This window comes from Gordonia sp. GN26, from assembly GCF_054823965.1.
In genome coordinates this window covers 21,797-43,602 of sequence record NZ_JSYC01000030.1, presented here as the reverse complement: position 1 = coordinate 43,602, position 21,806 = coordinate 21,797, and the positions used below count along the sequence as shown (strand labels likewise).

Sequence of the window (21,806 nt, the reverse complement as noted above, 5' to 3'; positions counted from 1 at the left end):
AGTCATCGCGACGAGTGCTCAGCCGACGTCGACCGTCGGGTCGAGAGCCTGCTCGAGGAGGCTGCGGCGGTAGGCCTCCAGGGCCACGAGGTCGCCGAAGACGGCGTTGTAACCGTCCGGGTCGTCGCTCGGGGCCATCCGGCGCAGACGCGACTTGATGTCGGCGATCTGCGAACCGACCCACACCTCCTGCAGGCGGGCGAGGACGCTGGTGATGTAGCGGGCGATGTTGTCCTCGTCGACGGGCATCGACTCGACGGCGAGTTCGGTGACCAACGGATCTATGACCGGGTCGTCGACGGCGTTGCGCACGGAGTCGACCCAGGCGGCCCCACCGAGGCCCGACGACGTGCCGCCGATGCTGATCATCGCTTGCCGCACAATGGCGTAGGCCGGTTCGTCGAAGCATTCGACGGGCAGCGAGTCGAAGACGGTGCCGGCGATCGCCGGGTATTGCAGCGCAGCCTTGAGAGCTTCGCGCTGGGGCCACAGCCGCGGGTCGTTGGGCTGGGGGCGTGCCGACGTCGGTGCGGCCTCCGCCTCCGGCCGGTTGCGTGCGGGAGCACCGCGCCGACCGCCGCGCCCGGATTCGCCGCCGCCCTTCGCCTTCCGGATCCTTGCGCCCTCTTCACGCACCCGACCGAGGACCTGGCTGACTTCCTCCCAGCCGACCCAGCCGGCGAGCTGTCGGGCGTACTCGTCGCGCAGCGCGATGTCCTTGATGCGGGCGACCACCGGGACCGTGTCGCGCAGGGCGTGGACGCGTCCCTCGGCGGTGTCCAGGTCGTGTTCGGTCAGCAGCGTCTTGATCGCGAACTCGAACATCGGAACCCGGCGCGCGATGAGGTCTCGGACCGCGGCGTCGCCCCGGGCCTGCCGGAGCTCGCACGGGTCCATGCCCTCGGGGGCGATCGCCACGAAGGTCTGGCCCGAGATGGACTGCTCGCCCTCGAAAGCCTTGAGCGCGGCGGCCTTTCCGGCGTCGTCGCCGTCGAAGGTGTAGATGACCTCGCCCCGGAAGTACGAGTCGTCCATCATCAGACGACGGATCAGCGCGAGGTGGTCCTCGCCGAAGGCGGTGCCACACGAGGCGACGGCGGTGGTGACGCCGGCGAGATGCATGGCCATGACGTCGGTGTAACCCTCGACCACGACCACCTGATGCCCCTTGGCGATGCTCTTCTTCGCGTGGTCGAGACCGAACAACACCTGAGACTTCTTGTACAGCATGGTCTCCGGCGTGTTCATGTACTTGCCGAGGTTGTCGTCGTCGTAGAGCTTGCGGGCTCCGAAGCCGATGATGTCGCCGCCGAGGTTGCGGATCGGCCAGAGCAGCCGACGGTGGAACCGGTCGATGGGGCCCTTGCGGCCCTGCTTGGAGAGGCCCGCCGCCTCGAGCTCGCTGAACTCGAAACCCTGCGACAGCAGGGCCTTGGTCATCGTGTCCCACCCGGCGGGCGCGTATCCGCAGCCGAACTGGATCGCGGCCGCGGCGTCGAAGTCGCGCTCCGACAGGTAGTCCCGCGCGGCCTGCGCCTCCGGGGTCTGCAGCTTCTCCTGGTAGAACTTCGCGGCGGCGGCGTTGGCGGCGACCAGCCGGGCGCGGGTGCCACGGTCCCGCTTGATCGCGGTCCCGCCACCCTCGTAGTTGATCTGGTAGCCGAGCCGGTCGGCGAGCTGCTCGACCGCCTCGACGAAGCTGATGTGCTCCTGCTTCTGCAGGAAGCTGTAGACGTCGCCTCCCTCACCGCAGCCGAAGCAGTGGAAGTGGCCGTGATTGGGGCGGACGTGGAACGACGGTGACTTCTCGTCGTGGAACGGGCACAGTCCCTTGAGGCTGTCGGCTCCGGCCCGGCGCAGTGCGACGTAGTCGCCGACGATGTCCTCGATCCTCGTCTGCTCACGGATCGCCGTGATGTCACGATCGGGAATTCGGCCTGCCACGGGTCCAGTGTAGTGACACCCCCAGCCAGGCTGCCCGGGCACTCAACACGCACGACCCGATGCCTCCCACCGGACCCGGACACCGAGAACCGCCCCCGAAAACCGCCCTCCAGCGCCGCGCCGATCGCACTATGTCGTCGGCGCCCCTGTGGAGGGCGTATCTCGGGGGCGCTTTTCGACGCCGGGCCGAACCGTCCTCACCCCAGGTGCGCTTGCGCCCCGGAGTTCTGCTTGTCGGTCCGTTCCAGCCGACCCTCGGTCATCGACGCGATCTGGTCGACGATGACCCGCATCCTGCCGGCGTCGTCGGTCGCGGCGTTCCACCACGGCACGAAGATCGGGTCGAGTCCGCCGGGAGCGGCCTCGACGAACCAGTTGGCGACACGGTGGATACGTTCCCGCTGCCGTTGCTGGGTCGACTTGTGGCGTTCGTTGGAGAAGATGAACCGCAGCGCCATGGTCTTGAGCATCGGGACCTCGGCGGCGATGAGCGGGGGCACCTCGAGGTCGGCGTCGTAGCGCGACACCGGCCGGTCCCCGACCACCGCACGGGTGCCGGTGATGGCCGCCGACGCGAACCGCCCGATCAACTCACTGGTCAGTCTCTTGAGGGCGACATAGGAGTCGAGCGTGCCGTCGAAGACGCCGACCGCCCGCACGATGTCCATCTCGTAGAGTCGCTGAGCCGCGTCGACGAGCGCCTCCGGGTCGAGACCCGGGAACTCCTTGGCGCCGATCTCAGCCATCTCCCGACGATCCTGCGGGTCGCCGAGGCTGCGGAGGTCGATGCGACCGCCGATGACGCCGTCCTCGAGGTCGTGCACGGAGTAGGCGACGTCGTCGGACCAATCCATGATCTGGGCCTCGATGCACTTCCGGGTCCCGGGAGCATTCCGACGAACCCAGTCGAGCGTGGCGGCGTCGTCGTCATAGGCGCCGAACTTGCCGCCCGGGCTGCGCCGCGTCCACGGGTACTTCAGTGTCGCGTCCAACGAGGCGCGTGTCAGGTTGAGGCCCGCACTGAAGCCGTCGGCGTCGAGCAGCTTCGGTTCCAGCCGCGTCAGGATGCGGAGGTTCTGCGCGTTGCCCTCGAAGCCACCACAGTCGACGGCGACCTCGTCGAGCGCCCGTTCCCCGTTGTGCCCGTACGGCGGATGCCCGATGTCGTGGGCGAGGCCGGCCAGTTCGACAAGGTCGGGCTCGGCACCCAGACCGATGGCGATGCCTCGACCGATCTGACCCACCTCGAGAGAGTGGGTCAGCCGGGTGCGCGGGGTGTCGCCTTCGCGTGGCCCGACGACCTGCGTCTTGTCGGCCAGCCGACGCAGCGCGGCCGAGTGCAGCACGCGCGCGCGGTCGCGGGCGAAATCACTGCGATGATCCGTTCGGGTGCCCGGAAGACTCGCGACCTTGGCACCTTCGGGGACGTAACGTTCGACGGCCTCGTCGCCGTAGGCGGCCACGGCCGGAAGGACATGGCCGGCGGCGCCGGAACCGGATTGGGTGCTAGTCAAGCACCCAGCCCCGGCCGACCGCGAAATCGGTGACCCGCTGGCGGATGGCCACGATCTGGCGTGCGGTGAGGTCGTCGTCGGCGTCGAGGAGCAGCTCGGTCAGTTCCTCGGTGAACGCACCGGCGTCGAGCGATCCGCTGCCGCCGCGCGGCCGTCGGCTGCCACGGTCATCACGGTCGTCACGACGATGGCCGCGATCGCCCCGGTCCCCGCGGCCGTGGTGCTCCTCGCGACGATGCGCACGCGCACCCGCCGCATCGTCGGCCGGAGCCGCCTCGGTCACGGCGACGTTGATCGCCTTGGAACCGCGATCGGTCTCCTCGACGTCGAACGTCACCTTGGCACCGGGCTTCAGCGAGTTCTCGTCGATGTCGATGTCGTTGATGTGAAGGAACACATCGGCACCGCCCGACTCCGGCGCCAAGAACCCGAATCCCCGATTTGCGTCGTAATGAACGACTTTCCCGCTGACAGACACGACTCCACTCACTCTCTCGTCGCGCGCACGACGGACCCCATGCCCTACTCCGCGCGACAACTCGCCATCAATTGTGACAGACATCCGCAGGTCAGGCGGAATCGTGACCGTTCCGCCACACCCGGATGCCGGGTGTGGCGGCTCCCGATCAGGCGCCGAGCAGCTTGCCGCCGAGGTATTCGGCGACCTTGTCGAGGGCGACGCGCTCCTGGCTCATGGTGTCGCGCTCACGCACGGTCACAGCCTGGTCGTCGAGGGTGTCGAAGTCGACGGTCACGCAGAACGGCGTGCCGATCTCGTCCTGGCGGCGGTAGCGCTTGCCGATGCCCTGCGCGTCGTCGAACTCGACGTTCCAGTGCTTGCGCAGCTCGGCGGCGAGGTCGCGTGCCTTCGGCGACAGCTTCTCGTTGCGCGACAGCGGCAGCACCGCGACCTTGATCGGCGCGAGGCGACGATCGAGGCGCAGCACGGTACGGGTGTCGGTGCCGCCCTTGGCGTTCGGCACCTCTTCCTCGGTGTAGGCGTCGCACAGGAATGCCATCAGCGAACGGGTCAGACCGGCTGCCGGCTCGATGACGTACGGGGTGTAGCGCTCGCCGGTGGCCTGGTCGAAGAACGACAGGTCCTCACCGGAATGCTTGCTGTGGGTGGAGAGGTCGTAGTCGGTGCGGTTGGCCACGCCCTCGAGCTCACCCCACGGGTTGCCGGCGAAACCGAACTTGTACTCGACGTCGACGGTCCGCTTGGAGTAGTGCGACAGCTTCTCCTTGGGGTGGTCGTAGAGTCGCAGGTTCTCCGGATCGATGCCCAGGTTGACGTACCAGTCGAAGCGCTGGTCGATCCAGTACTGGTGCCACTGTTCGTCCTCGCCCGGCTTGACGAAGAACTCCATCTCCATCTGCTCGAACTCGCGGGTGCGGAAGATGAAGTTGCCCGGCGTGATCTCGTTGCGGAAGCTCTTGCCGATCTGCGCGATGCCGAACGGCGGCTTCTTGCGCGCGGTGGTCATCACGTTCTTGAAGTTCACGAAGATGCCCTGCGCGGTCTCCGGGCGGAGGTAGTGCAGGCCCTCTTCGTCGTCGACGGGGCCGAGGAAGGTCTTCATCAGACCGCTGAAGGCCTTGGGCTCGGTCCAGTTGCCGGGCTGGCCGGTCTCCGGGTCGTTGATGTCGGCGAGGCCGTTCTCGGGCGGGTGGCCGTGCTTGGCCTCGTAGGCCTCGATCAGGTGATCGGCGCGGTAGCGCTTGTGGGTGTGCAGCGACTCGACGAGCGGGTCGGAGAACACCTCGACGTGGCCCGAGGCCTCCCAGACCTGGCGCGGCAGGATGACCGAGGAGTCGAGACCGACGACGTCCTCACGGCTGATGACCATGTTCCGCCACCACTGCCGCTTGATGTTGTCCTTGAGCTCGACGCCGAGCGGGCCGTAGTCCCAGGCAGATTTGGTGCCGCCGTAGATCTCACCGCACTGGTAGACCAGACCCCGGCGCTTGGCGAGGTTGACGACGGATTCCACTTTGGACTGGGCGGCCACGGTTAACTGCTCTCCACGGGTTGAAGGTGTTCGGCTTCGTACTGTCCTGCTCGTGCGCGGGGCGACCGGGTGGGGTCGGGCGAGCGCACGGCAACCCCTACAGACTACCGAGCGGGGCATCCGTTCGACGAAACCAGTCGGTTCGGCCGGCCGTCCACCGCCACCCACGATGCCGTCCCGTCGGAACTGTCACAGTGGCAGGGTGATTTCTCGAGCACGCTTGCTGCCCGTCGTCGCCGCCACCGCGGCGACGGTGACCCTTCTCGCCGGCTGTTCCGCCGACCGAGCCGAGAGCCCGGTGCGCAGCGCCACCTCGGCGCCGGTGTCGACGCCGGCCGTCGAACCGCCGGTCGGCGAGGTCACCCCGGCCGGACTGGCCGACGCGGTCACCCTCGACCGCGTCATGGGGCACGTTCGGGCCTTCCAGCAGATCGCGGACAACCACGACGGGACGCGCGCGTCGGGCACCCCCGGTTACGACGCCTCGGTCGACTACGTCGCGGGGCAGCTGCGTGCAGCCGGATTCGAGGTCACCACGCCGGAGTTCGGCTACAAGCGCTTCGACCTCGGGCCGGTGAAGTTCTCCGCCGACGGCCGCGACGTGAAAGGCCACGTGCTCGAGTACTCGGTCGGAACCCGCGAGCCGGTCACCGCGAAGCCGGTGACAGTGGCAGCGACGGGATGCGCACCCGCCGATTTCCCGGCCGAGGTGCGCGGGTCCTTCGCGGTGATCACCCGCGGCAACTGCACCTTCACCGACAAGGCGCGCCACGCAGAGTCGGCGGGTGCGGTCGGGGTCGTCATCGTGAACAACGAGGACGGGCCGCCGTTCGGGTTGACCCTCGACACCGACGACGTGCCGGACATACCCGTTCTCGGCGTGGCCCGCGACGACGCCGCCCAGGTGCGCGAGGCCGAGCAACTGCGCCTGTCCGTCGACGCGGAGACCACCCCGGTCACGACCCGCAACGTCATCGCCGAGACCCGCACCGGGACGCCCGACGACGTCGTGATGGCCGGCGCCCACCTCGACAGTGTCACCGAGGGTCCCGGCATGAACGACAACGCGAGCGGCAGTTCGGCGGTCCTCGAGACGGCCTTGCGCCTCGGGTCGTCACCCCGCGTGCCCCAGCGGGTGCGTTTCGCGTTCTGGGGCGGTGAGGAGGACGGCCTCCTCGGGTCCACCGAGTACGTCGGTGGTCTCGACGCCGCCGGGCGTCGTGCCCTCGCGCTGTACCTGAACTTCGACATGCTCGCCTCACCCAACGGCGGGTACTTCACCTACGACGGAGACGACTCCGAACGCAAGGGCGCTCCGGCGGGTCCCGCCGGTTCCGACGGCATCGAACGCGTCTTCGCGAAGTTCTACGCCGACCGCGGGATCCCGCTGGGTCCGGTCGATTTCGACGGCCGATCCGACTACGGCCCGTTCATCGCGGTCGGCATCCCCGCCGGCGGCGTGGCGACCGGTGCCGAACGGCGGAAGACCGAGGAAGAGGCCGAGATGTGGGGCGGCAAGGCCGGCGAAGCCTTCGACCCGAACTATCACAGCCCGCGCGACACCCTCGACAACATCGACACCGAACTGCTGGGCGTCAATGCCGCCGCGGTCGCCCACGCGGTGGCCACCTACGCGCTGGCGACGAACGGTCCCGACGGCGTTCCGGCGATCGATCGGCGGCAGCGGGAGGAGGGCTGACTCCGCCGTCGCTGATTGAAAACCATTTCCGTTAGAATGGCGGCAGTGTTGTGAACGGTCCGGGAGGAGTGACATGTCGGCTGAACCCATCGAGGGGTCCGGTCGGTTCGGCGCATCCGGACCGGCCGACGACTCCGACGCCGCCGCACGGGAGGCCGCCGCCGACCTGTTGCGCGCCCTCGCCTCCCCCACCCGCGTCGCGATCGTGCTCTCGCTGCGTGAACGCGGGCAGTGCGTGCACGAACTCGTCGGACACCTCGGCCTGAGTCAACCCCTGGTCAGCCAGCATCTCCGCGTCCTCAAGGACGCCGGCGTCGTCCGCGGCCACCGCAACGGCCGCGAGATCACCTACGAACTGCTCGACGACCACGTCGCCCACATCGTCGTCGACGCGCTGGTCCATGCCAACGAGACCAACCGCGGCCCGTCGGTGGTGTCCGGATGACCGGCGTCGAGGCGTCCGGCCCGCAGCCGGTCACCGGAGTCCGTTCGACGCGCCAGCGCGCGGCCATCGCCGATGCCCTGGCCGGCACCGACGACTTCTGCTCGGCCCAGGAACTCCACGAGATCCTCAAGGGCCGAGGCGAGTCCATCGGGTTGACCACCGTGTACCGCAACCTGCAGGCCCTGAGCCAGGCCGGTCAGATCGACGTCCTGTGGGACGGATCCGGTGAGACCCGGTACCGCCACTGCTCGTCGGGACACCACCATCACCTGGTGTGCCGCAACTGTGGAACCACCGTCGAGGTGCAGGCCGACCCGGTCGAGAAGTGGGCCGCGACCATCGCCGCCGAACACGGCTTCACCGACATCAACCACACGGTCGAGGTGTTCGGCCTGTGCGCGGATTGCCAGGGCTGCCAGCACAACTGACGTCGCGACGCCACGCGACGAAAACCGCCCCGAAATCCGCCCTCTACAGCGCGACCGACGACGATATGTCAACGAGTGCCCTGTGGAGGGTCTTTCTCAGGGGCGGATTCGGGACGTGCGCCCGGAAAGCTACTTCGCGACCAGGCGTTCGGCGGCGTCGACCCCGGCGGCGAGCACGATGTGCAGGACCGTCAGCAGCGGCAGGTCGTCGAGTCGTCCGGCGGGAAATGTGTAGTACTGCAACACATCCGTGGTGACACCGGCCGGATCCGAGCGGCGGAGGCTGCCGAAGCTCATCTGGGCGCCGAAGGCTTCGACGTCGTCACGCAGGGTCGGGGTGTTGGGCAGGTCCATGGCGACCATCTGGGTCACGGCGAGAACGTCGAGGCCGTCCGATAGGGTGAGCACCCGGATCGACGCGCGCGTCGGACCGACCTGCACCACAACGGATTCCGCGTCGGGGCGGTCGGTGGGTCCGAGCTCGGCCACGATGACGGCGGCACGTTCGAGCAATGCGGCGGCATCGGTCACGACGGCTTCACCCCACCGAAGCGACGGTCGCGGGAGGCGTACTCCAAGCAGGCATCCCACAGGTCGCGGCGGTCGAAGTCGGGGAACAGCTTCTCCTGGTAGACCATCTCAGCGTAGGCCGACTGCCACAGCAGGAAGTTCGAGATGCGCTGCTCCCCCGATGGCCGCAGGAAGAGGTCGACGTCGGGCATGTCGGGCTCGTCGAGGTAGCGCGCGAAGGTCGACTCGGTGATGCGCTCGGGATCGATCTCGCCACGCGCGGCGCGACGGGCGATCTCACGGGCGGCGTCGGCGATCTCGGCGCGGCCACCGTAGTTGACGCACATCGTCAGCGTCATCACGGTGTTGTCCTTGGTCAGTTCCTCGGCGATCTCGAGTTCACGGATGACGCTGCGCCACAAGCGGGGTCGGCGGCCCGCCCAGCGGACACGGACACCCATCTCGTGCATCTCGTCGCGGCGTCGGCGGATGACGTCGCGGTTGAAGCCCATCAGGAAGCGGACCTCTTCGGGGCTGCGCGACCAGTTCTCGGTCGAGAAGGCGTACGCCGACAGCCAGCCGACGCCCAATTCGATGCAGCCGCAGACGGTGTCCATCAGGACGGCCTCGCCACGCTTGTGCCCTTCGGTGCGCGGCAGTCCGCGGTCGGTGGCCCAGCGGCCGTTGCCGTCCATCACCAGAGCCACATGCTTGGGCACGAACTGGGCGGGAATGGCCGGGGGTCGCGCTCCGCTGGGATGAGGATCCGGGGGACGAACCTCTGTCCGTGAGCTCGTCGGCTTGCGCCCCTTCGACGAACTACCCGGCCGCAACGCCATCGTCGACTCTCCTCACCCCGTCATCCACAACTGGCTCGACACCCGTTTCCATCAGCCTATGAGGCGCGGTGCGTTCGATGAGCGGCAGGGTTCGGAGCTGACGTTCGAGATGCCATTGCAGATGTGCGGCGGTGAGGCCGCTGGCCTGGCGGCGCAGCGAGTTCGACGACTCCTCCACGTGTTCCCACTGGCCCCGGAACAGCGCGTCCATGAGGTCGAGCACGCCGGGCGACGGGGTGGCCGAGCCGGGTGGCCGGCAGTGCAGGCACACCGCCCCGCCGGCGGCGACGTGGAAGGCCCGGTGCGGACCGGGGTTGGCGCAGCGCGCGCATTCCTCCAGCGCGGGCATCCAGCCCGCGCTGTACATGGCGCGCAGCAGATAGGCGTCGAGGATCAATTCCCGCGGCCGACGGTCCTCGGCCAGCGCCTGCAGCGCACCCACCGTGAGGCGGTGCAGCTGGCGGGTGGGTGCGCGTTCCTCACCCGCCAGCCGCTCGGCGGTCTCCAGGACCGCGCAGGCCGTCGTGTAACGCCCGTAGTCGGCGACGATCGCGTCGGTGAGGGCATGCAGGCTGTGTACCTGGGTGACGACGTCGAGGCTGCGTCCCGGGTACAGGTGCACGTCGATGTGGGCGAAGGGTTCGAGACGGGCGCCGAACTTCGACCGTGTCCGGCGCACCCCCTTGGCGACCGCGCGCACGAGCCCGTGCTCCGCGGTCAGCAGGGTGATGATGCGGTCGGCTTCGCCCAGCTTGTGCTGGCGGAGCACGACGGCCTCATCCCGGTAGAACCTCACCCGCCGATTGTCCCACCGTCCACCGACACCGCCGCCCCCGACATGCCCTTTCGACACGCCCCTTCGCAAGCCCGGGGCCACTCCAGGCGCAGTGGTCAGTGCGGGCCGATGTCGAACGAGGTGAGCGGACGCAGCAGCGACCGCTTCTTCTCGACGTGGCCGCCCATCCGGTCGAGGATCGAGGTGAGCGCCTCGATGGCCTCGACGATGTACGGGCCCTTGTTCAGCATGACCCCCTCGGCACGGCGGCTCATCGCGGCGTCGGTGACCTCGGCACGCGACGGAACGCCCTTCTTCGCCAGGCCGTCGAGAACCTGAGTGGCCCAGATGACCGGAATGTGCGCGGCCTCGCAGAGCCACAGGATCTCCTCCTGCACCTCGGCCAGCCGGCCGAACCCGACCTCCACGGCGAGATCGCCCCGCGCGATCATCACCCCGACCGCATCCCATCGCATTGCCTCGAGCAGCATCTGCGGCAGCGATTCGAAGGCGGCGCGGGTCTCGACCTTGAGCACGATCCCGACGTTGCGCGCGTCGAGGCGTTCGAGTTCGGAGATGAGGTCGGCGACGTCGCCCGGCGACCGGACGAACGAGTAGTTGACCATGTCCGCGTGAGTCGCCACGAACTGGAGCGCCGCACGATCGTCGGGCGTAAGCGCCGGGATGTGCAGCGTCGTGTCCGGGAGGTTGACGCCTTTCTCGGCTCGCAGCTTGGAACCCTTCGGGCCCGCGCGTTCGACGTCGACGACGATCTCGTCGTCGAGTCTCTCGCGCACGCGTCCGGCGATCTTGCCGTCGTCGAACAACACCCGGTGCCCCGGTTCGACGTCGTCGAAGGCGTCCCCGAGTTCGCATCCGATGCGATGGGGTCCGACCCTGGTCGCGGATGTGGGCGCGAGGTCACGCTGGAGTCGGATCTCGTCGCCGGTACGGATCAGCAGATGCTGGCGCTTCTCCGGCAGGTCCCCGACCACGAGAGCCTTACCGCGGACGTGTTTCGCCGTGATCGACGACCCGGTCCGGTAGTAGACGGTGCGGTCGCATTCGGCGTCGATCCCGGCTTCGGACACCGCGACGACGTCCAGGCGGCGACGGCGACCGCGTGCGTCGCGAAGCCGGAGTCGGTCGCCCTCGGACACCGCGCCGAGGTCGTCGACCGGGATGATCGCATCGATGCCGTCGGGCAGGGCCTGATCGGGATCGGGCGGGGTCGTGGTCATCCGCACCCGTGACCGGCGTTCGACGGTCCCGTCGTCGGCTCGCACGGGTTTCACCTTCACGACCTTCGGTCCCGGTTCGAGCGGTCCGGTGCGGAGTTTGGGTCCGGCCAGATCCATCGCGACGCGCACACGCCCGGGAAGTCCGCGCACCGACTCGATCATCCGCGCCCATTCGGCGGGTCCGTCGTGGGCGCAGTTCACCCGTGCCACGTCCATCCCGGCCTCGCCCATGCGTCGCACCAGATCCGGGTCGTCGGCGGCCTGGGTGGGCATCGTGACCATCACCCGACTTGCTCGTTCACCGTGCTCGTCACCCGGCCGGTCGGCGGTCACGTCGTCGGCCCCACCCGGGTGCACGCTGCCCAACAACTGGTCTCGGTTGGCGCCGAGAATGCGCACGCCGCCGGAGAGGTCGCCCCAGATCGGGTGTCTGCGTCGGCCTTCGGCGAGGGCGTCGACGGTCTCGATGACCGTCTCGATCCAGGAGTAGACGATCGATTCCATCCGGCCGAGACTCGACAACCCGTGGGCGGCCATCGACGACTGCAGCGGACGCAGATCGCGGCGGCGCACCGTGACGTAGTGCACGAGGTTGCGCGCACTCTCCCGATGCTGTTCGGCCACCGCGGAGATCAGCGGCCCCGCGAGCTCCTCCGCACGGTCGAGCTCGTCCCGCAGGTCGTGCAGAGCGGCCGACATCTCCGCGATCGACATCTCCACCGACGTACCCATGCATCCACCGTGCCAGGTTTCCGCGGAAAGGGGGCGGAGCGCGAAACCCGCTCAGCCCGCGTTGACGATCTTGTCCAGCTTCGGCGGAAGCGTCATGCCACCCGGGTAGCGGTGCCAGCCCTTGCGGTCGTAGTACTTGGTGCCGAGCATGCCCAGCAGCACGCCGAGGAGAAGGCCGATGAAGCACTGGATGACCGACCGCGCGAGCCCGGCGGACAGGTCGGCGTCGAAGTACAGGACCGAGCGCACGCCGAGGTAGATGACGTGCATCGGCTCGATCGCGGCGATCCACTCGAAGAACCGCGGACTCGCCTCGAGCGGCAGGGTGCCGCCCGACGACGGCAGGCCGAACACGACGAAGAACACGAGGTTGAACAACAGGCCGGCGTTGCCGAAGACGGCCATCATCGCGCTCGCGCTCACCCCGACCGCGAAGATCGCGAGGATCGAGATCAGCCACAGCACGAAGGCGTTCGGCAGGGACGTACCCACCCAGGAGCCGACCGCGATGAACAGGGTCGAGAGCACCACCGAGACGAGGAACATGATGGTCCACTTGGCGGCGAGCGTCGCCCAGCGGCTGATCGCGAGGCGTTCGCGGAGTTGGTAGAACGGGCCGTACTCGATGGGCGTCTGGCCCAGCATGCCGTCGACGACGATGCTCACCATCATCGCGCCGGTGAAGCCGGCCAGCACCAGCAGCAGCGTGAGGTAGAACGCGGACAATCCGTTTCCGGCGCCCTGTGGCAGCGGTGTCGGCTCGGTCACCGAGACCGCCACCGGACTGGCGAGCGCGAGCTGGGCGGCACCGGTGAACGTGACGTCGTTGCGGTCGAGCTGATCTCGCACCTGCGCGGTCAGCTGCTGTCCGACCTCGGCGTTGACCCGCGTGGTCACCTGCTCGGCGAAGGTCGAGGTGATCGACGACGCGAAGGCGCCGGACCCGCGGTTGATGAAGATGTCGATGGCGGGGCGCGTCGGCTGCGCCGGGAGCACCGTCGAACGTCCCAGCGCGACTGCGCGATTGGTGAAGCTCGAGCCGATGATGACGACGCCGTACACCTTGCCGCTGTTCAGTTCACCGAGGGCGGTCGACCGATCGGTGCGCCGGACGACGATGCCGTTGTCGGCGGCCGAGGAGATGATGCCGTCGGCGACCTGATCACCGATGTTCTGCTTGGTGGCCTTGCCGTCGGCGCCGGTCACCTCGCCGCCGGAGTCCTCGTTGACGAGGGCGATCGGGAAGTCGTGGAGGTGGCGCTGCGGGTCGACGACGGCCGACATGTACAGCGCGGCCATGAGCGAGAACAGCACCGCGACGAGGATCAGCGGAGCGAGCCAGAACCGGGGCGATCCGAGCACCCCGGCGATGGTCCGCCCGGTCGGTTCCTCGATCTCCGGCGCCTCGTGCGCTCCGTGACCTGTCTCGGAGGCCTCCTGCGACTCGTGTGTTCCCATCGACGTACCTCCCCCGCGGCCCGTGTCCGCGAGGACGGTGCCGTCAATCTTCTCGTCTAGAAGCCCAGCCGGCGGAGCTGCTTGGGGTCGCGCTGCCAGTCCTTGGCGACCTTCACGTGCAGATCCAGGTAGACCTTGGTCCCCAGCAACCGCTCGATCTGTGCGCGCGCAACTGTACCGACCTCTTTCAGGCGTGCTCCCTTGCGCCCGATGATGATGCCCTTCTGGCTGTCCCGCTCGACGAAGAGCACCGCGTGGACGTCGACCATCGGCGGCTGGTCCGGGCGCCGGTCCTCGCGGTCGATGACCTCCTCGATCACCACGGCGAGTGAATGCGGAAGTTCGTCGTGGACGCCTTCGAGGGCGGCCTCGCGGATGAACTCGGCCATGAGGACCTGTTCGGGTTCGTCGGTGAGCTCACCGTCGGGATAGAACGCCGGGCCCTCTTCCATGAGGCTGACGAGCACGTCGCTCAGGACGTCGAGCTGCTTGCCCGACTTCGCCGACACGGGCACCACCTCGGCGTCGGGGCCGAGGAGTCCGGAGAGCGCCATGAGCTGTTTGGCCACCTGTTCGGGGCCGACCCGGTCGATCTTGGTGACGACGCCGAGAAGCGTGGTGCGCGGCGCCATCTCGCGGACCTGCGAGATGATCCAGCGGTCGCCGGGGCCGATCGTCTCGTCGGCCGGGATGCAGACGCCGATCACGTCGACCTCGGAGTACGTGTCGCGCACCAGTTCGTTGAGCCGCTTGCCGAGCAGCGTGCGCGGCCGGTGCAGTCCCGGGGTGTCGACGAGGATCAGCTGGGCGTCGGGCCGGTTGACGATGCCGCGGATGGTGTGGCGCGTGGTCTGCGGCCGGTTGGAGGTGATCGCGATCTTCTCCCCCACCAGCGCGTTGGTGAGCGTCGACTTGCCGGTGTTGGGGCGGCCGACGAAACAGACGAAGCCGGAACGGAATTCGGGGGCGGACTCAGACATCGGCGCCGCCGAGTCGTTGCTGCGGCCGGCCGGCGGCGTCGGTGACGTAGGCGTAGGCCTGCGGGCTCAGTTCGTGCAGGGTGGCCAGACCGGGGTCGTCGGCGTCCCCGTTGACCAGCACCGCCGCCTCGAAGGCGGTGGCGCCACTCGAGATCGCCGAGGCGACCGCGACCTGCAGGCCGCTGAGCGTCAGGGTCTTGGTGCGGACCTCGGCGCCCGCGTAGGTGCGGCCATCGCCGTCACGAACGGCCGCTCCGGAACGCGCCTCGGCGCGGGCGAGTGCTCCGCGGGCGAGCACCACGAGCTTCTGATCCTCGTCGGCGAGGGTCTCGGTCACTGATTCATCCTTGCTGTCGGTTGCTCGTGGTTGCTGCGATGGCCCTCGTCCTCGTGTTCGCGGGCCGCGGTGCGGTCATGACGACCCTGCCGGCCGGAATGCCCTCGACCGTTCGCCGATTCATGCCGGTGCGAGTCCCGGCCGTCGTCGTCGGTGCCGGGAACGCGCGTGACGAGGACCGTGATGATGCGTTGGCGTCCCTTGCGGTTGGGACCGCCCTCGGCCACGAGCTGCAGGCCGTGGGACTTGACCCTTGCCCCGGGCAGCGGGACGCGACCGAGTTCGAGGGCGACGAGGCCACCGACCGTCTCGACCTCTTCCTCCTCGATCTCGACGTCGAACAGCTCGCCGAGATCCTCGACGGGAAGCCGTGCCGACACCCGGTACGAGCCGTCGCCGAGGTCCTCGACGGGCGCGAGTTCGTCGGTGTCGTATTCATCGGTGATCTCGCCGACGATCTCCTCGAGGACGTCCTCGATCGTCACCAGCCCGGCGATGCCCCCGTATTCGTCGACGAGGATCGCCATGTGGTTGCGCGTGAGCTGCATGTCGGCGAGGACCTTGTCGAGTGGCTTGGAGTCCGGGATGAACTCGGCCTCGCGCATGATGTCGGAGACGCGCAGCGTCGTCGGGTCGAGGCGTTTGGCGACCGTTCGCTGCACCATGTCCTTGAGGTAGACGATGCCGAGCACGTCGTCGGTGTTCTCGCCGATGACCGGGATACGCGAATGTCCCGACCGTGTCGCGAGATTGGTGGCCTGCAGGACGTTCTTGTCGGCCTCGATCCAGACCATCTCCGGCCGCGGCACCATGACCTCGCGGGCGCTGGTGTCGCCGAGATCGAAGACCGAGTGGATCATTCGGCGTTCGTCGGCAGCCACCACACCTCGCGCCTCGGCGAGGTCGACGACCTCGCGCAGCTCGATCTCGGTGGCGAACGGGCCGTTTCGGTAACCACGACCCGGGGTCAGCGCGTTACCGATGAGGATGAGGAGCCGGGTCACCGGCTTGAGCAGGATTCCCAGCGCCGACAACAGATACGACATCGACAGCGCGATGGTGTACGCGTGCTGGCGGCCGAGGGTGCGTGGCCCGACGCCCATGGCGACGTAGGAGATGACCGTCATCGCGGTGATGGCGACGACGAGTCCCCAGCCGACACCGAGCCATTCGGTCGCGGACAGGGCGATGAGCGCGGCGGCCGCGGTCTCGCAGACCACCCGCAGCAGGACCACCAGTCCCACGTAGGTGGCGCGGGCGTCGAGGATGATGGCGAGGCGTCGGGCGCCGGCGCGGCCCTCGCGCACCATGTCGTCGACACGCGCGTTGGAGACCGTGGACACCGCGGTGTCGACCGCGGCGAACAGTCCGCCGAGCGCGATCAGGACGACTGCGGCCACTATGAACCAATAGTCGTGGGACACTTTCAGTCTTCCTCGGACCGTCCGGTCGTCCCCGCGTCTCCGGTCCCTTGTTCGGTGCCGGTGAATCCGATGTTCGACAGCAACCGCGAGTCACGGTCTGTCTGGCGCTGTTCCTGCGCGCGCCGGTGCCGTTCGGCGTAGAAGGCGTCGAGGATCTCGTTCTGCAGCCCGAACATCTCGCGCTCTTCCTCGGGTTCGGCGTGGTCGTAGCCGAGGAGGTGGAGCACACCGTGGATGGTCAGCATCGCGAGTTCGTGCTCGAACGAGCGACGCGCCTCGCGGGCCTGCTTGCGCGCGAACTCGGGGCACAGCACGATGTCGCCGAGGATCGCCGGGCCGAGATCGGTGGCGTCGGGACGACCGCCCGGGACGAGCTCGTCCATCGGAAAGCTCATCACATCGGTGGGTCCGGGCAGATCCATCCACTGCACGTGCATGTCGGCCATGGTGTCCTCGTCGACACACAGGACCGACAGCAGCGCGCCGGGGTTCACGTCCATCGCATTCACCGCGAACCGTGCGGCGTCGATGATCAGCTCGGCCGGGACCTCGACCCCCGACTCGTTGGCCAGTTCGATGCTCATGAGCGACGCCCATGGGAAGCCGCACGACGCGCCGCGCGGTTGCCGCCGATCGCGGCGTCGATGCGTGCACCGGTGCGCTGGGATTCCTCCGCGCGACCGTACGCGTCGACGATGTCGGCGACCAGGCGGTGCCGCACGACGTCCTGGCTGGTGAGCCGGGAGAAGTGGATGTCGTCGATGCCCTCGAGGATCGCGGTTGCCGCCATCAGGCCGCTCTTCGCACCGCCCGGCAGGTCGACCTGGGTCACGTCACCGGTGACGACCACCTTGGAGCCGAAGCCCAGGCGCGTCAGGAACATCTTCATCTGCTCGCTCGTCGTGTTCTGCGCCTCGTCGAGGATGATGAAGGCGTCGTTGAGGGTGCGGCCACGCATGTAGGCCAGCGGGGCCACCTCGATGACCCCCGCGGCCATCAGCTTCGGGATCGCCTCGGGATCCATCATGTCGTGCAGGGCGTCGTACAGCGGGCGCAGATACGGGTCGATCTTCTCGCTCAGCGTGCCCGGCAGGAAGCCCAGGCGTTCGCCGGCCTCGACGGCCGGGCGGGTGAGGATGATGCGGTTGACCGACTTCGACTGCAGCGCCTGCACGGCCTTGGCCATCGCGAGATAGGTCTTGCCGGTACCGGCCGGACCCAGCCCGAACACGATGGTGTTGTCGTCGATGGCGTCGACATAGTGCTTCTGGTTCAGCGTCTTGGGCCGGATCGTCTTGCCGCGGCGCGACAGGATGTCCAGCGACAGCACCTCGGCTGGCGACTCCTGGCCGCCGTCGGAGAGCATCGACACGCTGTGCCGGACGAGGTCCGGGGTCAGCGGGGTGCCACGTCCGACGAGGTCGGTGAGTTCGGCGATGACGCGTTCGGAGGCGGCGACATCGGCGGGCTCGCCGGTCAGCGTCACCTGGTTGCCGCGGACATGAATGTCGGCGGGAAGCAGCTGCTCGAGCGTCCGAAGGTTGACGTCACTGGCACCGAGCAGCCCGAACACCACTCCGGGAGAGACTTCGACGGTGGATGTGACCCCAGACCGGCGCGGCTGCGTTCGGCTGGATTGCCCGCTCGGGTCGGGGTTGTCGTCACTCACGTATGAAATCACTCCTGGTGGTCTGCGGTTGTGGCCTGCGCGCGTCCGCTGAATCGCAGTGAGGATTCGCTGAAGGAAACGCACAGTTGTCTGGCCAGTGTATCGCTATGCAACGGCCGATCAGCAGGCAATATTTCCTGACCGTCAACCGTCGAGTGTCGGTTGGCCCATGGCGGCCAACCGGCGCAGTGCTCGACCATCCGCCAACTCGGCGCGATCCTCCGGACTGAATGCGTAGTAGTCGAGGATGTCGAGAAGTGGCGCGGCACCGACGGCGAAGAGATCGGCGGTGATCCGGACGGATCGCTGAGCCTGCATGTACCCCGGGGCGAAGGGCCCTCGGTAGAAGATCTCCACGCCGGCTCGTGCCCGGTCTCTCAGGACGATGCCGATCTCCGGATTCTTGCCGTCGGCGAGCGGAACGATGTCTGCGATGTCGTCCCACTCGACGGTTTGCTTCAGACGAAACCCGGTGACGTCCACACCGGCAGTCGAAACCTCGATGCTCGGGTATCGCAGGAGTCCCGTCGCGAACCAGGCGAGGGCGATGGCGGAGTATGCGGCGATCGCGGCTGTGATCCAGGGGAAGACCGTTGCCTGTCCCGGACTCATCGGAAAATCGAACTGCCCCAACCACATCCCGATGGCGAACAAACCGGAGGAGACCGCGATCAGCGTCAGAGACACCCGATACGCCATCCGCAGTCGACGTGATGTCGCGAACCGAATCCCGCCCGGTACCGCCTCGGCCGCCCCCGGAGCTGCGGTGGACCGCGCCCGGTTCCTCAGCACGAGCCCAGACGCCCAGAGGACCGCTGCGCAAGCCCCGGACGCGCACACATAGAAGGCTGCATCCATGAAGCGGTCGTCAGACAGCGCTCGCCCCAGCTGCCAGAGCCAGAAGAGTGCGAGAGCTCCGAAGAACATCAAGGCCACAGATGTCCAGCGGGTCCGGACGCGGAGCCTCGCCCACTCGGGCACCGGTGTGGACCGGTCAGTCATGGCAGACGACCCTGCCCTGGTCACGAGGCCGAGTCACGAAGGACCGAGTCACGAGAGCCGAGACCCTAGATCCCCAGCACCCGGATCGTCTGCCGCGCACAGCCCGTGCGCGGGTCGACGAACGCCTGATGTCCCTCACCCGGCACGACGATCAGTTCGGCCGACTGTCCGCGGGCGATGGCGTCGTCGACGTAGCGACGGCTGACGATGTCGGGCACGAGATCGTCCTCGTCACCGGTGATCGCGACGACGTGCGCGTCGAAGACCGGCGCCAGCATGGGCGACGCCTCTTCGTAGCGGCGCGGCGACTCGCTGTACGGCCGGCCCATCAGGTCGCGCAGAGACTCCTTGTCCGCCGCGGAGACGGTGTCGAGGACCGCTGCCTGCGCGACGACGGTGGTGATGGTGGTCGATGCGGTACGGGCGCCGAGTTTGCCGACCGCCCACACCGCGAGCTGCCCACCGGCCGAGTGTCCGACGACGCCGACCGACGAGAAGTCGATCGCACGGAGGTCGATGTCCTGTTCCTGCAGCGCATCGCGCACCGGGCCGTCGAGGGCGCGGATCGCGTCGAGGACGTCGCGGCCGGTGTTCGGCCAGCCGCCGCCCGGCTCCCCGACGCGGCGATACTCGATGTTCCACACGACGGCACCGCGTTCGGCCATCGTGCGCGCGACTGCGGTCTGGATCGTCGAGCCGTACTCCACCGCCCACGAGCCGCCGTGGACGAGCACGACGACCCGAGCCGGAGTTGCGGGGTCGAGACCATCGCGAGGCAGGTAGAGATGGCCGAATTGTGAAGGCTCGGTGCCGTATTCGATCTTGGTGCGTCGTACGGCGCAGCGTCGGACACCACTCATCGCGACCACCGTCCGGTCAGCACGCCGATCGCACCCAGTGCCACCGCGGCCGCGGTCGAGGTACGCAGCACCTCCGGGCCAAGGACCACCGAATGGGCGCCGAGCGCGGTCAGGTCGGCGACCTCGGCGTCGTCGAGTCCGCCTTCGGGGCCGACGACGAGCACGATCTCGCTCGCATCGGCGAGCGGAAGTTCGGCGAGGGGCCGCGCGGCCTCCTCGTGCAGTACCGCGACCACACCGCCGGCGGCGACCGCGTCGGCGCACCGCGCGCGGACGTCGATTGTGGTGGCGAGGTCGGTGACCTCGGGAATCCAGGGTCGTCGGCTCTGTTTCGCGGCAACCGACGCCGCGGTCCGCCACTTGGCAACGCCCTTCTCCGCCTTGCCCGTCCACCGTGCGACACAGCGCATCGCCTGCCACGGCACGATCACGTCGATACCGGCCTCGGTCGCGAGATCGACGGCCAGTTCGGATCGTTCGGACTTCGGCAACGCCTGCACGAGGGTCACCTGCGGGGTGGGCCGCGCCTCGAAGGAGAGCTCACGCACCGACGCGACGAGCGTGTCTTTCCCGGTGATCTCCCGGATCTCGCATCTGGCCACCGATCCCGCGCCGTCGCCGACGAGGATGCGCTCCCCCACCCCGAGGCGCGCAACCGTCACCGCATGCCGGCCTTCCGGCCCGCTGAGGATCAGGTCGGCACCCGGGGCGGGGACGGAGTCCGCCCAGAAAAGCGGTGGGCTCACTTGCCTGCGAACGCGTTGCGCAGTCGTGAGAACAGTCCGCCCGGAGCGGCCGCGGCCGAGGTGTTGACCACCTCGATCTCGTCCTGCGCCACCTTCTTGAGCTTCTTGAGGGCGTCGGCCTGGGCGTTGTCGAGCTTGGTCGGGACGACCACGTCGAGGTGCACGTGCAGGGTGCCGCGGACACCCGAGCTGACGTGCGGCATGCCCTGACCGCGCAGCTTGACCACCTGGCCGGGCTGCGTACCCGGGTCGATCTTGACGGTGACCGGGTCGCCGAGGATGGTCTCGACGTCGAACTCGGCGCCGAGCGCGGCGTCGACCATCGGGACCTTCAGGGTGCAGTGCAGGTCGTCTTTGTCGCGCAGGAAGACCTCGTGCGGACGTTCGGTGACCTCGACGTAGAGGTCACCGGCCGGACCGCCGCCGGGGCCGACCTCGCCCTGGCCGCTGAGCCGGACACGCATGCCGCTCTCGATACCGGCCGGGATGCGGACGGTCATGGTGCGACGCGAACGCACGCGACCGTCGCCACCGCACTTGTGGCAGGGATCGGGGATGACCTCGCCGACGCCGTGACAGGTCGGGCACTCGCGGACGGTCATGACCTGACCGAGGAACGAACGCTGCACCGACTGGATCTCGCCGGCGCCGTGGCAGGTGTCGCAGGCGATCGGCTTGCTGTCGCCGTTGGTCCCCGAGCCGGTGCACACATCGCACAGGATCGCGGTGTCGACGGTGATCTCCTTGTTGACGCCCTTGGCGCACTCGGCGAGATCGAGCTTGAGGTTGACGAGGGCGGGCTCACCCGGCTGGACGCGCGAGCGGGGTCCACGCCCCGACCCGAAGCCGCCGCCACCGCCGAAGGCGCCGCCGTTGCCGAAGAAGGCCTCGAAGACGTCGCCGAAGCCGCCGCCACCACCGCCACCACCGCCGAATCCGCCGAAACCTCCGGCGCCCGCACCCGCGAGGGGGTCGCCACCGGCGTCGACGATGCGCCGCTTCTCCGGATCGGTCAGCACCTCGTAGGCGGTGCTGACCTCTTTGAACTCGTCCTCCCGACCGGGGTTGACGTCGGGATGCAGTTCGCGTGCCTTCTTGCGGTAGGCGCGCTTGAGCTCCTGGTCGCTGGCACCTTTCGCCACACCCAGGATTGCGTAATAGTCACGTGCCACGGTTGTAGTGATCCTTAAA

21 protein-coding genes are annotated in these 21,806 nt (G+C 68.4%); 3 read left to right on the top strand and 18 right to left on the bottom strand.

Annotation, left to right across the window (positions count from 1 at the left end):
- Nucleotides 1-18: 18 nt before the first annotated feature.
- From dnaG to OK17_RS09130, 4 genes are all read right to left on the bottom strand, one after another.
- Nucleotides 19-1,944 carry a DNA primase gene (gene dnaG / locus OK17_RS09145; RefSeq protein WP_461417258.1) on the bottom strand — a complete coding sequence of 642 codons (1,926 nt, stop codon included), beginning with the start codon at nucleotides 1,942-1,944 and terminating at the stop codon, nucleotides 19-21.
- A gap of 197 nt (nucleotides 1,945-2,141) precedes the next feature.
- A complete protein-coding gene (locus tag OK17_RS09140; RefSeq protein ID WP_461417257.1) occupies nucleotides 2,142-3,458 on the bottom strand; it encodes a deoxyguanosinetriphosphate triphosphohydrolase in 1,317 nt (438 codons plus the stop codon).
- Entirely contained in the window at nucleotides 3,451-3,936 is a 486-nt protein-coding gene (locus tag OK17_RS09135) for a cold-shock protein (protein ID WP_006867912.1), read from the bottom strand. Before OK17_RS09135 ends, OK17_RS09140 begins: the two co-directional genes overlap by 8 nt.
- Before the next feature lie 148 nt (nucleotides 3,937-4,084).
- Nucleotides 4,085-5,470 carry a glycine--tRNA ligase gene (locus OK17_RS09130; protein ID WP_119032741.1) on the bottom strand — a complete coding sequence of 462 codons (1,386 nt, stop codon included), beginning with the start codon at nucleotides 5,468-5,470 and terminating at the stop codon, nucleotides 4,085-4,087.
- Nucleotides 5,471-5,672: 202 nt separating this feature from the next.
- Here OK17_RS09130 and OK17_RS09125 point away from each other — a divergent pair, with 202 nt between their 5' ends.
- The 3 genes from OK17_RS09125 to OK17_RS09115 all read left to right on the top strand — a co-directional run bounded on the left by OK17_RS09125 (nucleotide 5,673) and on the right by OK17_RS09115 (nucleotide 8,042).
- Complete coding sequence (locus OK17_RS09125) at nucleotides 5,673-7,169, top strand: M28 family peptidase (protein ID WP_461417256.1); 1,497 nt, start codon at nucleotides 5,673-5,675, stop codon at nucleotides 7,167-7,169.
- 73 nt (nucleotides 7,170-7,242) lie between these two features.
- Nucleotides 7,243-7,614 (top strand): ArsR/SmtB family transcription factor, encoded by a 372-nt coding sequence (locus tag OK17_RS09120; RefSeq protein WP_006867915.1) that lies wholly within the window; start codon nucleotides 7,243-7,245, stop codon nucleotides 7,612-7,614.
- On the top strand, nucleotides 7,611-8,042 hold the full coding sequence (locus OK17_RS09115; RefSeq protein WP_006867916.1) for a Fur family transcriptional regulator: 432 nt from the start codon (nucleotides 7,611-7,613) through the stop codon (nucleotides 8,040-8,042). The genes OK17_RS09120 and OK17_RS09115 overlap by 4 nt, the downstream gene beginning before the upstream one ends.
- Before the next feature lie 129 nt (nucleotides 8,043-8,171).
- Here OK17_RS09115 and OK17_RS09110 read toward each other — a convergent pair whose 3' ends face one another.
- The 14 genes from OK17_RS09110 to dnaJ all read right to left on the bottom strand — a co-directional run bounded on the left by OK17_RS09110 (nucleotide 8,172) and on the right by dnaJ (nucleotide 21,787).
- The gene (locus tag OK17_RS09110; protein WP_006865788.1) at nucleotides 8,172-8,573 is read right to left on the bottom strand and encodes a hypothetical protein; all 402 of its coding nucleotides are present in this window, start codon (nucleotides 8,571-8,573) and stop codon (nucleotides 8,172-8,174) included.
- On the bottom strand, nucleotides 8,570-9,391 hold the full coding sequence (locus OK17_RS09105; protein ID WP_119032743.1) for an isoprenyl transferase: 822 nt from the start codon (nucleotides 9,389-9,391) through the stop codon (nucleotides 8,570-8,572). The genes OK17_RS09110 and OK17_RS09105 overlap by 4 nt, the downstream gene beginning before the upstream one ends.
- Complete coding sequence (gene recO / locus OK17_RS09100) at nucleotides 9,372-10,187, bottom strand: DNA repair protein RecO (RefSeq protein WP_035751313.1); 816 nt, start codon at nucleotides 10,185-10,187, stop codon at nucleotides 9,372-9,374. Before recO ends, OK17_RS09105 begins: the two co-directional genes overlap by 20 nt.
- 95 nt (nucleotides 10,188-10,282) lie before the next feature.
- Nucleotides 10,283-12,139 carry a pyruvate kinase gene (locus OK17_RS09095; RefSeq protein WP_461417255.1) on the bottom strand — a complete coding sequence of 619 codons (1,857 nt, stop codon included), beginning with the start codon at nucleotides 12,137-12,139 and terminating at the stop codon, nucleotides 10,283-10,285.
- 51 nt (nucleotides 12,140-12,190) lie between these two features.
- Complete coding sequence (locus tag OK17_RS09090; protein WP_461417254.1) at nucleotides 12,191-13,597, bottom strand: YhgE/Pip domain-containing protein; 1,407 nt, start codon at nucleotides 13,595-13,597, stop codon at nucleotides 12,191-12,193.
- A 56-nt stretch (nucleotides 13,598-13,653) separates the two neighbouring features.
- Nucleotides 13,654-14,577, bottom strand: a complete 924-nt coding sequence (era, locus tag OK17_RS09085) for a GTPase Era (RefSeq protein ID WP_461417253.1) — start codon at nucleotides 14,575-14,577, stop codon at nucleotides 13,654-13,656.
- Nucleotides 14,570-14,914, bottom strand: coding sequence for a cytidine/deoxycytidylate deaminase family protein (locus OK17_RS09080; protein WP_006865782.1), 345 nt, complete (start codon nucleotides 14,912-14,914; stop codon nucleotides 14,570-14,572). Before OK17_RS09080 ends, era begins: the two co-directional genes overlap by 8 nt.
- Nucleotides 14,911-16,338, bottom strand: a complete 1,428-nt coding sequence (locus OK17_RS09075) for a hemolysin family protein (RefSeq protein WP_461417252.1) — start codon at nucleotides 16,336-16,338, stop codon at nucleotides 14,911-14,913. Before OK17_RS09075 ends, OK17_RS09080 begins: the two co-directional genes overlap by 4 nt.
- Nucleotides 16,339-16,340: 2 nt before the next feature.
- Entirely contained in the window at nucleotides 16,341-16,922 is a 582-nt protein-coding gene (gene ybeY, locus OK17_RS09070) for an rRNA maturation RNase YbeY (protein WP_461417251.1), read from the bottom strand.
- Nucleotides 16,919-18,007: a PhoH family protein gene (locus OK17_RS09065; RefSeq protein WP_040535464.1), complete on the bottom strand. Its 1,089-nt coding sequence runs from the start codon at nucleotides 18,005-18,007 to the stop codon at nucleotides 16,919-16,921. The genes ybeY and OK17_RS09065 overlap by 4 nt, the downstream gene beginning before the upstream one ends.
- Before the next feature lie 144 nt (nucleotides 18,008-18,151).
- Nucleotides 18,152-19,009 carry a hypothetical protein gene (locus tag OK17_RS09060; protein WP_461417250.1) on the bottom strand — a complete coding sequence of 286 codons (858 nt, stop codon included), beginning with the start codon at nucleotides 19,007-19,009 and terminating at the stop codon, nucleotides 18,152-18,154.
- Nucleotides 19,010-19,074: 65 nt separating this feature from the next.
- A complete protein-coding gene (locus OK17_RS09055) occupies nucleotides 19,075-19,869 on the bottom strand; it encodes an alpha/beta hydrolase family protein (protein ID WP_461417249.1) in 795 nt (264 codons plus the stop codon).
- Nucleotides 19,866-20,615 (bottom strand): 16S rRNA (uracil(1498)-N(3))-methyltransferase, encoded by a 750-nt coding sequence (locus OK17_RS09050; protein WP_461417248.1) that lies wholly within the window; start codon nucleotides 20,613-20,615, stop codon nucleotides 19,866-19,868. The genes OK17_RS09055 and OK17_RS09050 overlap by 4 nt, the downstream gene beginning before the upstream one ends.
- On the bottom strand, nucleotides 20,612-21,787 hold the full coding sequence (gene dnaJ, locus OK17_RS09045; RefSeq protein ID WP_461417247.1) for a molecular chaperone DnaJ: 1,176 nt from the start codon (nucleotides 21,785-21,787) through the stop codon (nucleotides 20,612-20,614). Before dnaJ ends, OK17_RS09050 begins: the two co-directional genes overlap by 4 nt.
- Nucleotides 21,788-21,806 lie beyond the last annotated feature (19 nt).

Coding starts and splice junctions, on each gene's coding strand:
- OK17_RS09095 (WP_461417255.1), bottom strand. CDS start 12,139: ATGGGTACGTCGGTGGAGATGTCGATCGCGGAGATGTCGGCCGCTCTG.
- OK17_RS09115 (WP_006867916.1), top strand. CDS start 7,611: ATGACCGGCGTCGAGGCGTCCGGCCCGCAGCCGGTCACCGGAGTCCGT.
- OK17_RS09105 (WP_119032743.1), bottom strand. CDS start 9,391: ATGGCGTTGCGGCCGGGTAGTTCGTCGAAGGGGCGCAAGCCGACGAGC.
- OK17_RS09060 (WP_461417250.1), bottom strand. CDS start 19,009: ATGACTGACCGGTCCACACCGGTGCCCGAGTGGGCGAGGCTCCGCGTC.
- ybeY (WP_461417251.1), bottom strand. CDS start 16,922: ATGAGCATCGAACTGGCCAACGAGTCGGGGGTCGAGGTCCCGGCCGAG.
- OK17_RS09120 (WP_006867915.1), top strand. CDS start 7,243: ATGTCGGCTGAACCCATCGAGGGGTCCGGTCGGTTCGGCGCATCCGGA.
- OK17_RS09055 (WP_461417249.1), bottom strand. CDS start 19,869: ATGAGTGGTGTCCGACGCTGCGCCGTACGACGCACCAAGATCGAATAC.
- era (WP_461417253.1), bottom strand. CDS start 14,577: ATGTCTGAGTCCGCCCCCGAATTCCGTTCCGGCTTCGTCTGTTTCGTC.
- OK17_RS09090 (WP_461417254.1), bottom strand. CDS start 13,597: ATGGGAACACACGAGTCGCAGGAGGCCTCCGAGACAGGTCACGGAGCG.